This is a genomic window from Akkermansia sp. KLE1798 (genome assembly GCF_001580195.1).
Lineage (GTDB): Bacteria > Verrucomicrobiota > Verrucomicrobiia > Verrucomicrobiales > Akkermansiaceae > Akkermansia > Akkermansia biwaensis.
Map to the genome: position 1 here is coordinate 131,030 of NZ_KQ971088.1, position 12,582 is coordinate 143,611.

Annotated in this window: 11 protein-coding genes; 4 read left to right on the forward strand and 7 right to left on the reverse strand. The window is 57.8% G+C overall.

Annotation, left to right across the window (positions count from 1 at the left end; genetic code table 11):
* Positions 1 to 103: 103 nt before the first annotated feature.
* Complete coding sequence (locus HMPREF3039_RS09210; RefSeq protein WP_067952090.1) at positions 104 to 1,774, reverse strand: sulfatase; 1,671 nt, start codon at positions 1,772 to 1,774, stop codon at positions 104 to 106.
* Positions 1,775 to 1,954: 180 nt separating this feature from the next.
* Between HMPREF3039_RS09210 and leuS the strand changes: the two genes are divergently transcribed.
* Together leuS and rpe are read left to right on the forward strand one after the other, a co-directional pair.
* Positions 1,955 to 4,528 (forward strand): leucine--tRNA ligase, encoded by a 2,574-nt coding sequence (gene leuS / locus HMPREF3039_RS09215; RefSeq protein ID WP_067570012.1) that lies wholly within the window; start codon positions 1,955 to 1,957, stop codon positions 4,526 to 4,528.
* Positions 4,529 to 4,554: 26 nt separating this feature from the next.
* Complete coding sequence (gene rpe, locus HMPREF3039_RS09220; protein ID WP_067570014.1) at positions 4,555 to 5,208, forward strand: ribulose-phosphate 3-epimerase; 654 nt, start codon at positions 4,555 to 4,557, stop codon at positions 5,206 to 5,208.
* A 135-nt stretch (positions 5,209 to 5,343) separates the two neighbouring features.
* Here the strand turns inward: rpe and HMPREF3039_RS09225 are convergent, their stop codons facing one another.
* The 6 genes from HMPREF3039_RS09225 to HMPREF3039_RS09250 form a co-directional block, all read right to left on the reverse strand.
* Positions 5,344 to 6,030, reverse strand: coding sequence for a PEP-CTERM sorting domain-containing protein (locus HMPREF3039_RS09225; RefSeq protein ID WP_067570016.1), 687 nt, complete (start codon positions 6,028 to 6,030; stop codon positions 5,344 to 5,346).
* A gap of 277 nt (positions 6,031 to 6,307) precedes the next feature.
* A complete protein-coding gene (locus HMPREF3039_RS09230; protein WP_067570018.1) occupies positions 6,308 to 7,201 on the reverse strand; it encodes a phosphatidylserine decarboxylase in 894 nt (297 codons plus the stop codon).
* A 60-nt stretch (positions 7,202 to 7,261) separates the two neighbouring features.
* The gene (locus tag HMPREF3039_RS09235) at positions 7,262 to 7,921 is read right to left on the reverse strand and encodes a tetratricopeptide repeat protein (protein WP_167506783.1); all 660 of its coding nucleotides are present in this window, start codon (positions 7,919 to 7,921) and stop codon (positions 7,262 to 7,264) included.
* 213 nt (positions 7,922 to 8,134) lie between these two features.
* Positions 8,135 to 8,965 (reverse strand): basic secretory protein-like protein, encoded by an 831-nt coding sequence (locus HMPREF3039_RS09240; protein ID WP_067570022.1) that lies wholly within the window; start codon positions 8,963 to 8,965, stop codon positions 8,135 to 8,137.
* Positions 8,966 to 9,214: 249 nt separating this feature from the next.
* Positions 9,215 to 11,068, reverse strand: a complete 1,854-nt coding sequence (gene ilvB / locus HMPREF3039_RS09245) for a biosynthetic-type acetolactate synthase large subunit (protein ID WP_067570024.1) — start codon at positions 11,066 to 11,068, stop codon at positions 9,215 to 9,217.
* 150 nt (positions 11,069 to 11,218) lie between these two features.
* Complete coding sequence (locus tag HMPREF3039_RS09250; protein WP_067570026.1) at positions 11,219 to 11,827, reverse strand: HAD family hydrolase; 609 nt, start codon at positions 11,825 to 11,827, stop codon at positions 11,219 to 11,221.
* Between the two features lie 160 nt (positions 11,828 to 11,987).
* Between HMPREF3039_RS09250 and rpsT the strand changes: the two genes are divergently transcribed.
* Both rpsT and HMPREF3039_RS09260 read left to right on the forward strand, forming a co-directional pair.
* Entirely contained in the window at positions 11,988 to 12,251 is a 264-nt protein-coding gene (gene rpsT, locus HMPREF3039_RS09255; RefSeq protein WP_067570028.1) for a 30S ribosomal protein S20, read from the forward strand.
* Positions 12,252 to 12,320: 69 nt separating this feature from the next.
* Complete coding sequence (locus HMPREF3039_RS09260; RefSeq protein ID WP_067570030.1) at positions 12,321 to 12,551, forward strand: hypothetical protein; 231 nt, start codon at positions 12,321 to 12,323, stop codon at positions 12,549 to 12,551.
* The last annotated feature ends 31 nt before the right edge of the window (positions 12,552 to 12,582 follow it).

Sequence of the window (12,582 nt, forward strand, 5' to 3'; positions counted from 1 at the left end):
TCCTCCGACTCCGCTGCCGGAGACCGGAAAACATGCCGCCTAGCGTCTAAAGCGGATATGGCACTCTCCGCGCAACAACGCCGGAGAAACCTCCATGCCTGGACTACTTCACATGGTCAGGCCACGGCACCGGGGTGCCCTCGGCCACTCCCAGGGAATTCCCTTTCTTGTAAGTGGGCATCAGGGCCTTCCTCTCCCGGAGCAGCTTGCCCATCATGGAAGCCATTTCCTTCACTTTCTTAGGTTCCGTGGAAGCCAGGTTGTTCTTTTCGCTGATATCCTTCCTCAGATTGTACAATTCAAAACTCTGGTCCGCATGGCGGTAAATCAACTTCCAGTCTCCACGGCGCAGTGCGGTGGAAGCGCCGTACTGCCGCGCGGAGTTGCTGCCTTCCCCCCAGTTGTTGGGCTGGTGGAACAGAAGGGGCCGGTCGGCGGGGAACTGCGCGCCTTTCAGCAGGGGCACCAGACTGAGGCCGTCCAGCTTCTGCGGCGTTTTCAAATTCCTGCACCCCGCCATATCCAGCAGAGTCGGCAGAAAATCGTCAATGATGACCGGCACGGAGCACCGGGAACCTCCCCTGGTGACACCCGGCCAGGAAACGATCATCGGCTCGCGGATGCCGCCCTCCATGCAGCCTCCCTTGCCGAAGGCAAGCGGATAATTGGAATCCACATTGCCAAGCCTTCCGGAGAGGGCCAGCCCCCCGTTGTCAGACATGAACACCAGCACCGTATTTTTATCCAGGTTGTTGTCCTTCAGGTACTTCATAACATCCCCCAGGCTCTTGTCCATCCCTTCGATCAGGCCGGAGTAATGTTTTTCCTTCTGGGACCATGCGTGGCCGTCATGCGGATCCTTGTAGGCATCCGCAAACCTCTTGTCATAGGCGCGTTCATCCAGCGGGGAATGAAGGGCATACTGGGCCAGGTACAGGTAAAAGGGCTTGCCCGCTTCCCTGGGATTGTTCCTGATGGCGTCCAGCCTCTTGATGGCCTCCTGGGTCAGCGCCTCCGTCAGGAACACGTCGTCCTGGTAATAATTATTTTCATCCAGCCCGCGCACATGGTTGAAGCCCGTTCCGTAATGCTTGGCGCCGCGGTAATCCGCCGGATGCCCGATTTCCGTGCCGGCGATATTGTAGTCAAACCCCATGTTCAGCGGGTTGGAGCCCGGCGTTCCCTGCGTACCGAAATGGGCCTTTCCGCAGTGCACGGTCACGTAGCCGCACTTTTTCAGCAACTGGGGCAGCGTGGCCGCCGTGGCGAAGGGGCGGGTCATGTTGTAGTGCATGTCCTCCCCGGAAATGGGGCGCTTCGTCACTCCCTTGGCGGGAGTTCCGACCGGCTGAAGGCCGTTGAGGGCCCAGTCCGGAGGCTGGAGGTTCTTGTTATTCTGGTCTGTCGTCTGGTTTTGCTGCCTGACCCAGTTGGTCACCCGGTGGCGGCTCGGATTCATGCCGGACATCAGGCTCACGCGCGACGGCGTGCAGAGGGGGTGTGCATAGGCATCCGTAAACGTCATGCCCTGGGCGGCCAGCTTCTCCATGTTCGGCGTCCGGTAGCGCTTGTTCAGGAATGTTTTGATCGGCTGGCCCTTTTCATCCGTCCAGAACGGCAGGGACGTATCCTGCCACCCCATGTCATCCACCAGGAAGACGATGATATTGGGCTTTTTTCCGGAAACGGCACGGGAGGAATCCTGGGCGGACGCCCCCGCAAGCAGGGAGACGGCGCCGCAGGCGGCGGAGAGGAGGCAGGCTGTGAACTTCATGGTTTTCTAGTTAATAACGTCAGGAAAAACCTTTCAATGTCAAAATACGCCTCATGCGTCCCTGATCTTTCTTTTTTTCCGAAAAAAGGGATTCATCCACCTGAAAGGTCCGGAAACGCCTGACGCCGCCGGGGTTTAGGCTTGATCGCCCCCCGACCGGAGTATACATTTCTCCGCATCATGTCCGAGCGCAAGAAACCATATCCTTTTGACGTCTTTGAGCCCAAATGGCAGCAGATCTGGGACGAACGGAAGACCTTCAAGACAGGCAACCCCGGAGACGAGGGATTTGACGCTTCCCGGCCCAAGTGCTACGTGCTGGACATGTTCCCCTACCCCAGCGGCGCGGGCCTCCATGTGGGCCATCCGGAAGGGTACACCGCCACGGACATTGTGGCGCGCTTCAAGCGCATGAACGGCTTCAACGTGCTTCACCCCATGGGCTGGGATTCCTTCGGCCTTCCTGCGGAGCAATACGCCATCAAGACCGGGCAGCATCCGGCCATCACCACCTTCCGGAACATTGACAACTTCCGCCGCCAGCTCAAGATGCTGGGCTTTTCCTATGACTGGGACCGGGAAATCGCCACGACGGACCACGAATACGTGCGCTGGACCCAGTGGATCTTTCTCCGTCTTTACAACTCCTACTACAACAGGGAACTGAAAAAGGCGCGCCCCGTCTCCGAACTGGAGGCCCAGGGCCTCACCCGCGAGGAAATCGACCAGCGACGCCTGGCCTACGTAGCGGAAGTGGCCGTAAACTGGTCCCCGGACCTGGGCACCGTGCTTGCCAATGAGGAAGTGGAGGAATGGAAAGCCAAGGGCCACCACGTGGAACGCCGCCCGCTGCGCCAGTGGATGCTGCGCATCACGGACTATGCCGAACGCCTGATTGACGAACTGGAGCCCCTGGACTGGCCGGAATCCATCAAGCTGCTCCAGCGCAACTGGATAGGCAAGTCGGAAGGGGCGGAAGTGGACTTTGAGCTGGGCGGGGAAACCATCACCGTTTACACCACGAGGCCGGACACCCTCTTCGGCGCCACCTACATGGTCCTTTCCCCGGAACACCCGCTGGTGGACGCCGTCACCACGCCGGAACGGAAAGAAGCCGTGGAGCAGTACCGCGCCCAGTGCGCCTCCAAGAGCGATCTGGAACGCACGGACCTTTCCAAGGAAAAAACGGGCGTTTTCACCGGCGCGCATGCCGTGAACCCGGTCAACGGAGAGCAGATTCCCGTCTGGATTGCGGACTATGTGCTGATGGGCTACGGAACCGGAGCCATCATGGCCGTTCCCGCCCACGACGAACGCGACTTTGAATTTGCCGGAGTATTCGGCCTTCCGGTCCTCCAGGTGGTGCAGCCACCCGCCGAAGATACCGACTGGCGCGGCTACTGCGGATATGAGGGCACCAGCGTGAACTCCGGCTTCCTGACCGGGCTGCCCACGCCGGAGGCCAAGGAAAAAATGATCCTGTGGCTGGAAGAGCGCGGAAAGGGACGCCGCAAGGTGAACTACAAGCTGCGCGACTGGCTCTTCTCCCGCCAGCGCTACTGGGGGGAACCCTTCCCCATCGTCTGGGAGGACGGCCGCCACCGCGCCATTCCGGAAAACGAACTCCCCCTGCTCCAGCCCGCCCTGGACGACTTCGCCCCCACGGGAGACCCCCGCGGACCGCTGGTCAAGGCCACGGAATGGATCGCCTACACGCCCACGGCGCACCGGGAAACCAACACCATGCCCCAGTGGGCCGGCTCCTGCTGGTACTACCTGCGTTATCTGGACCCGAAAAACAACGAACGCTTTGTCAGCCGCGAAGCGGAACAATACTGGATGGGCTCCGCAGGCACGCCCGGCGGCGTGGACCTGTACGTGGGCGGCACGGAACACGCCGTGCTCCACCTGCTTTACGCCCGCTTCTGGCACAAGGTCCTCTTTGACCTGGGCTACCTCAGCACCAACGAGCCGTTCCAGAAACTCGTCAACCAGGGCCTGATCCTGGGCGAAGACGGGCAGAAAATGTCCAAGTCCCGCGGCAACGTCGTCAACCCGGACGACATCGTGCGCGAATACGGAGCGGACGCCCTGCGCCTGTATGAAATGTTCATGGGCCCGCTGAAAGACGTAAAACCCTGGGCCACCAAGGGTGTGGAAGGCATCTCCCGCTTCCTGGCCCGCGTCTGGCGCGTGGCCTTCCAGGAAAATCAGGAAGGGGAATGGGAAATCAATCCCAAGCTCGTCTCCGGAGCGCCGGAAGCCTCCGTGCTGCCCGTCCGCAAGGAACTGCACAAGACAATCAAAAAGGTGACGGACGACATTGAAAGCATGTCCTTCAACACCGCCATCGCCAAAATGATGGAATGCACCAACGCCATGACTTCCGCAGACGGGGTAGACGTGCAGGACTACGTGGCGTTCCTGACGCTGCTCAACCCCTTTGCCCCGCATATCACGGAAGAAATCCATGCACGCCTGCAGGAAGGTTTCCCCGCCCTGCCGGAAACGCAGCTCTGCCAGAAAAACTGGCCCGCCTGCGACGAAGCCCTGCTGGTGGAAAACACGGTGCCGATGGTCATCCAGGTCAACGGCAAGCTGCGGGACAAACTGGAAGTGCCCAGGGACATCTCCCGGGAGGAACTGGAAAAGCTGGCCCTGGCATCTTCCAAGGTAAAAGTCTTCCTGGACGGCGTGACGGTGAGGAAAGTCATCGTCGTGCCAGGGCGCCTCGTCAACATCGTAGCCAACTGACCTTTACAGGAAAGGACTCCCCGACCATGACCATGATCGCCCCGTCACTGCTGGCCGCCGACTTCACCAGAATAGGGGAAGAAGCGCGGCGCGCGTTTAAAGCAGGAGCCGACTGGCTGCACCTGGACATCATGGACGGCCACTTTGTGGACAACATCTCCTTTGGTCCGGAAATCTGCGCCGCCGTCAGAAAGGCGGTGGGACCGGACCGCTTTCTGGACGCCCACCTGATGATCGAACGGCCGGACCACTATTTTGACCGTTTCGTCAAAGCGGGCGTCAACCTCATCTGCTTTCATGTGGAACTGGGGGATGAATACTACATCCGCGACACCCTCAGGCGCATCCGCAAGGCGGGTGTGAAAAACGGGCTGGCCGTCAACCCGGCCACGCCCTTTGAAGCCGTGCTTCCGTTCCTGAGAGAAATAGACCTGCTGCTGGTCATGTCCGTAGTGCCCGGATTCGGCGGCCAGTCCTTCATGCCCTCCGTTCTGGACAAGGTGGTGAAAGCCGCGGAATGGAGAACGGAACACCGCTCCTCCTTCCTGATCCAGATGGACGGCGGCATCGGCAAAAACAATGCCGACCAGTGCGCGCTGGCGGGAGCGGACGTTCTGGTGGCGGGATCCTCCACCTTCAAGGCCGCGGATATGGCCCAGGCTATTGCGGAAATGAAATAACTGCCGGAGAACCCGGCACGTTTCCTTCCTTCCCCCTCATTTTTCCTCTCTCCCCTTTCGTGACGGTCTATTAATAAAAAACGGCATCCCTCCACGAGGAATGCCGGACTTGGCAAAACAAGCTGCGAACAGCCGTCAGGCTCTGCGCCTGCGCATCAGCAGAGCCGCCAGCCCCAGCATCCCCAGAGAAGCGGTTGCTGGTTCCGGAACGGGCGCCACGGTCACTTCCGCCTTGAAGGACGGTGCCCAGTCTCCCGACTGGATGCTTGTAAACCCTGCGTTCGTATAAACATCTCCAATGGCCACTCCGTCGGCTTCCTTCCCAATCCTCAGCCGGGCAGTGACAAAATTCACACCATCCCAGACGGTGTCGTCCGTAATCTGCACCGTGGTGAAAGCCACGTAATAAGTCACTCCGCTATTGAGCTCAAGATTATCGAAAGAGGCATTCTGCCATGAAGCGGCTCCATCCCCCGCGCCCTCCCCTGCCATGTCGATCGTCGTGGTGGACTGGCCTACAAACGTAGTGCCGTTCTTCGTGGTGGCGGAGGAAAAAATCGTAACGTACAAGCCGTTATTGGCATCCGTCCTGTTGGTGGCCTTGGCGATATCCAGGGACTGGAGGTACACCGTTGAATTCTGGGCAATGCCGGACCCGGAGGAAACAAGCATATGGTCCAGATCAAAGGAAAAACCGTAATAGGCGCCATATCCCCCGGAAGTCAGGGTGGAAGGATCATCCTTGGTCGTCGTGCTCAGAATGGTGGCGGCCTGTGCCGTTGCCAGGGACGCCAGTATGCCGAGAATGCATAAACATTTCATAACCTTTATCTATAGGGGGGGTTAAATACGGAAAAATACCGCAACAAGAAGAAAATAACGGATTCCTAATCCGTTAACAACGTGAATTGTTAACGATGAATGCCTTGTTTTTTATAAAACATTGAAAATGATCACTCTAATTTGGGTCTGGTCTTTTTTTACCATCTCTCTTTGTCCATGATCTTCTTGAAGTTACACGGGCGGCAAACGGTAAAGTAAATATACGGATTAGGAATCCGGGAATGCCGTTTCACTCCCTTTCTCAGGATATCTGCCATTAAACAGACTTACCCATCATATCGCCCTGACGAGCAAACATCTCCATACCTTCTCCTGTTTTTTCCAGCAGATCGGAAGCCAGTCTGATTCTACCCGGTTCAAAAAAGCACATCACCGTGGAGCCGCCAAACGCAAAATATCCCTTTTCCGCCCCCCTGGCGGCAAACTCTTCCGGAACATAAGTCTCTTCAATAAGACCCACCCCGGTGGCGCCCACTTCCAGCATGGCCACCTGGCCCCAGGACTCCGACTGGACGAGCGTCAGATTCCGCTTATTCGTCCACAACCATGACAGGCTCCGGCTCAGGCAATACGGAGACACGCTGGCCAGAGGGCCGCCCATTCTCCTCCACCTGCCGGGAATTCCGGAAACGGGAAAATGGAAGCGGTGATAATCCGTAGGGCACAGGCGGGAAAGAACAACGGCGCCTTCCGCATACCGCTCCGCCAGGGAGGCATCCCCAAGCAGCGCGGGAAGATCAAAACGCTGGCCTTTCACAAAAACGCCGCTGATCCGGTCCGCACGCTCCCAGCCCATGTGGCGGGCGTCCGCCGGAAAAACAGCCGTCTCCTCCCCGCCGGACAGCGGACGCGCTCCGGGCTTCAGGCGGCGGTAGAAAAAATCGTTGAAATGCTTGAACTCTCCCAGCCCCTTGAGGGACTCCTCCATGTTGATGCCGTACTCCTCCACAAAGGCAGGAATGCCTTTGGCGCTGGAAGGCCGGTTCTTCCACCACCCCATCAGGGCGGAAAACACGCCGCGCTTGATCAGAGCGTGCAGAGCCGCCCGGCCCGTAGAAGTGCCGTAAATCCATTGCAGGTACTTCTCCCCCAGCACCTGTTCCCGTTCTTCCCTGCCCGTGTAGCGGTTGTAATAGCGTATGCCCTCCATGAAACGCCTAGAGTGTCGTCCGCTCGCTTATTTGTCCAGCCGAAAGAGGCACGCCGCTTCCTATTTCCCCTGCGCGCGCTCCGGATTCTCCTCCGTACCGGAATCCTTTCCTTCCGCCGCGCGGTCGTACCATTCCCGTGCAAGATTCAAATCCTGAGGAACTCCATTGCCGTGTTCATAACAGGCGGCCAGCAGGTACTGGGCGTCCCTCTCGTCCGCCTCCGCAGCCTTACGCAGCCAGTGCATGAACAAATCCTCATTCTTCTCCACCAGGCCACCTTCCCGGTATTCCAGGGACAGGTCAAACATGGCCTCCGGCTTGCCCTGCTCCGCTGCAAGCTGCAGCCAGTTCAGGGCCTGCGTATCGCTCTTCTCCACACCCAGGCCTTCATGAAAACAATCATACAGGTCAAAGGCGGCATCCGCATCCCCCGCATCCGCCTTCTGCTTCAACCCGGGCAACGCCCTGTGAAACCACTCCTCCGCCCGGTCCGGATCCTTCTCCACGCCGTCCCCCTCCTGGTAAATGCGCCCCAGACGGAACTGGGCGGAGGGATTTCCGGCTTCCGCCTGCCGGACAATCTTACGTTTCCACTCATCCATAAACTTCTTCAGCCTGCCGCTCCTCCATTTCAGCGCCACCAGAAAAACGACCGCTACCAACACCATCAGCAGAATAGGCGCCCATTCCAAAAAATCATTCAACCAGTCTATGTGCATCTTATCTTTATATTGGATTGCTCCGGCCTCATCCATCACAAACTGTGAACGCGGAAAAATATCCCATGCCGCAGGAAAACAAATTTCACTTCATTTCCAGAATTAACACAAATATTTAAAAATCAACGTTCAACAACAAAACAAAAACGTAGTGAAGAAAATGCCGGGCAGCAGTAAATGAAGACGTCACGCCCCCGCTCCCCGTAACACAGATTAATCACACGATTTCTTATCCCCCACGGCAGCCTGGTACTCATTCCACAGTTTATCCACGTCATATTGTTCACCCAGCACATACTTGATGGCGCCATCAAATGACCAGGGGATGACTTCAAGCGTGCTCCGGTTGAATTTGCGGAGAAATTCAGGATCTTTATTGTCGCGCAACCACACAAAAAAATACCCCGCATAGCGGTAGCCATCCATATAATTGCCCCCTTTGGGGCGGTCAGCCTCACCGTGGAAGCCTCCGTTGGCTATGCGCACGGCGTCAGCCATGCCTTCGATAAATGCCCAAAAGACCCTGTTCTTTTCATAGGAGCCTATTCCCTGCGGTTTCAGTTGATAGGCATGGGTTAGCTCATGGAGCAAAATACCGCGGGTTTCAAAGTACACTTTTGACTTATCATTGTTTTTAAATGATTTCTCAATATGCCGCGTGCTGTAGAAAATGGATATTTCTCCATTGTCTCCACTTTTGGCAGAGATGCCATCAGTATCCTTCAGCGTATAATACAAATGGTGAACAGGAGTGATATGGTCTGAAGGACCATGATACAAGGTATGGAGCACGTCACAGGCCTGCCGGCGGATATAAGCTTCTGCATCCGGAATCAACTGGTGATAAATGCGTGATCCTTCACTTTGAGGAGCTTTGTCATTAAACAAAATACGGCCCATGGAATAATCCTTCCAGACAACGAGCGCTTCCTCCGTTGCGGAACCAGAAGAATCCATCTTCTTCTCATGCTCCGCAGCTTTTAGCGCACATGAGAACATTCCCATGCACAGGAATAATCCTGCAGCCAAATAATATTCTTTCATCCCGTTTTCATTACTACTTCCCCAATTCCGGTTTCTATCAGTCGGAGAGAAATTTCATCCATGGGTTCGCGGAGAAGCCATGGAATAGCTGGGAACAAAATCCCGTTTTTTATTTTCAAAAAAATGGGGAGGCATGCTCCATTATCCGCGCATTGGAATAAAAGTTGCGGCCGCACCGGGATGAAAAAGGGGCCGTCCTGAAAGACGGCCCCATGGAGGATGAAAGCTCAGCAGCGATATCCACGGACCTTACAGGGCCGTCGGGATTTCCTTGCCGAGTTCGGACGCCTTTTTGGCAGTGCCGTCTCCGGCGATGCGTTCCAGGATCACGTCCTTGTAGCTCATGCCGCCCAGAATCATCGGCAGAACATGCACGTCATGGGGAACCATCACGTCCAGAACGTATGCCTCCGGGGATTCAATCATGCGGGTGATTGCTGCGGGAAGTTCCTCAATGCGGAGCACACGCTCGCATTTGACGCCGAACCCGGCGCAGATGAGCGGATAATTCGGGTAGATGATCTCTTCCGTCTTGTGGGTGGGGTCGTAGTCGTCGTGCGGGTCCGCCAGGAAGGTCTGCGCGCGGTTGGAGTCGTACTTCAGATCTTCCCACTGCACCACCATGCCCAGATGCTGGTTGTTCAGGATGATGCATTTGACGGGCATGCGCTCCACGTGGATGGTCGCCAGCTCCTGAATGTTCATGAGCATGGAGCCGTCTCCGTCTATGTTGACCACCAGCTTGTCCGGATAGGCCAGGCAGGCGCCCATGGCGGCGGGGAGGCCGTAGCCCATGGTGCCCAGGCCGCCGGACGTAGCCAGGCGGCGGGGCTTGTCAAATTTGAAGAACTGGGCGGCGAACATCTGGTGCTGGCCCACGCCGGTGCAGATGATGGGGTCCTTGTCCGCCGTCTGGCGGTAGAGTTCCTCAATCACGGACTGCGGAGCGATGTAGCCCTTGCGGTCTTCATAGGAGAAGGGGTACTGTTCCTTCCAGCCTTCGATCGTCTTGAACCATTCCGGCGTACGGGTGAAGCCGGAGGATTTGCGTTCCCACCCCTTCCCTGCCAGGGCCGCGTTGAGAACGCCGAGGGCGTCCTTCACATTGGCGCGGATGGGATGGGCGACTTTTTTGTTTTTGTTGATCTCGCACGCGTCAATGTCAATGTGGACGATAGTGGAGTCCGGACAGAACATGCTGACGGCTCCCGTCACGCGGTCGTCAAAGCGTGCGGCCAGGGCGATGACCAGGTCCGCTTCATTCACGGCATTGTTGGCAAACACGGCTCCGTGCATGCCCAGCCAGCGGAGGGAGAGCGGGTGAGTTTCCGGCATGGCCCCGATGCCCATCAGGGTGGTGGCCACGGGAATCTGGGTGCGTTCCGCGAATTCCAGCAGGTCCGCGGAGGCTTCCGCGGTGATGATGCCGCCGCCGGCATAGATGACGGGACGGCTGGCGTTTTCAATAAGGGGGATGAGGGCTTCCAGCTCTTCCGCGGGAACGGGCAGCACCGGGTTGTAGCCGGGGAGGTCCATTTCCATGTCGAAGTCCGGAGTGAAGACGGCTTCCTGCACGTCCTTGGGCATGTCAATCACCACAGGGCCGGGACGGCCCGTGGAAGCGATGTAAAAGGCTTCCTTCATGATGCGGGGCAGTTCTTCCGGTTCCGTGACCAGGTAACTGTGCTTCACGATGGGGGCGGTCATGCCGAACACGTCCGTTTCCTGGAAGGCTCCGCGGCCGATCAGGGAGCGCATGACCTGCGCGGTGATGGCCACCAGGGGCGTGGAGTCCAGATAGGCGTCCGCAATGGAGGTGATCATGTTGGTGGCGCCGGGGCCGGAAGTGGAGATACAGACGCCCACCTTGCCCGTAACACGGCCGTAGCCTTCCGCTCCAAACGCTCCGCCCTGTTCGTGGCGGGGGAGGATGGTCCGGATTTTGGGCTGATGGCTCAGGGCCTGGTGAATCGGCATGCTGGCGCCGCCGGGATAGGCAAAGACGACGTCTACACCTTCACGCACGAGGCATTCCACGAGCACTTCGGCTCCTGTCATGCGGGTTTTCGTCGGGGCGGATGATGTTTTGTCGTTTGTACTCATGTGCAAATAATATTTTATTTGTTGCGTAGGAAAAGAGGTTCTAGCGCATTCCGCGCGCAATGTGAAGCCTTTTCATCGAAAAGTCAGAGGCGCGCCGCCTGCGGGAATACGCCGGGAAAAGACGCCGCAGCACAGGCGCGGCGGACAATATCAGGAGAGGGACGGCCTGCGCACCCGCACGCAGTCCATGCCTGCGGCGGCAGCCGCGGCAATGCCCGGAACGGCGTCTTCAAACACCACGCAACGGGAGGGGGCGGCCCCCAGCCGTTCCGCGGCCAGCAGGAACATGTCCGGAGCCGGTTTGCCGTGTTCCACGTCCTCAGGGGTTAAAATCACGTCGAACAGTCCCGTCAGCCCGGCGGCGGCCAGGGTGCGGCGCGCGCCGGGAATGGCGCTGCCCGTGGCAATGGCCTTGGGGGCATCCCCCAGGGAGTGCACGAATTCCAGCACTTCCCCGATGGGCTGCATGCCTTCCTCCTCCAGCATTTCCAGATAGATGCGGCGCTTGTCCGCCGCGGTGGATTCCGCATCCATCACCAGCCCGTAGCGTTCATTCAGGAAGTACACCACGTCATTGGCGGATTTTCCGCCGCAGGAGTAGAATTCATCCTCCCGGAAGACGGATTCGGGAGCGCCTGCGCGGGCCAGGGCCTTGCGCCATGCCTTGTAGTGGAGGGGCATGCTGTCCACAAGAGTGCCGTCCAGGTCAAAAATATATCCTTCATATTTTTTCTCAGGCAAATCCACGCGCTTGTTCATGACGGCGCTTATGATGCCACACCTCCGTTTTCCGGTAAAGCCCGCAGTCTGACCGCATGCGGCCGGAATGGCTTAAAAAATACATCCGGAGCTTGACATTTTATCCTGTTATTCTAATGTTTCTGCCACCTCGAAACGAAAACCGAACCTTTTTTCGAACATGGCCAATACCAAATCCGCACTCAAGCGCATCCGTCAGACCGCAACCCGCACCGCCCGCAACCGCGCCACGACTTCCAAGCTGAAAACTCTCCGCAAGAAGATTTCCACCGCTGTTGAAACGGCTGACAAGGAAGCCGCCGCCGCCGCTTACAACACGTTTTCCTCCGCAGTTGACAAGGCCGCCAAGGTAGGCACCATCCCCGCCAACCGCGCCGCCAACTACAAGAGCAAGGCCGCCAAGGCCATCGCAAAAATCGCCTAAGTCTTCACTTCGGTTTTCTGTCGATCTTATGGCAAGCCGCTCTGTTCAACTGAGCGGCTTGTTTTTATTATGACTCCCATGCAGCAATCCCGCCTGGATAAAGCCAAACTGATCATCGACCGCCCCGCGGATTTCAAGGTCTGCGAAGCCTGCGGCTCCATCGTGTCCGAAACCACTGCGGCATGCCCCAACTGCAACGCGTACCGCTTTGACGCCAATCCGGATTACGTTGTGGAACAGGCCGTGCTGCTCGCCTCCCGCGAGCAGCGTTCCGTCACGCCGGAAGATCTGGAAAAGTAGGACTTTCGCCGCCCGGCCTTCCTTCCGGGCT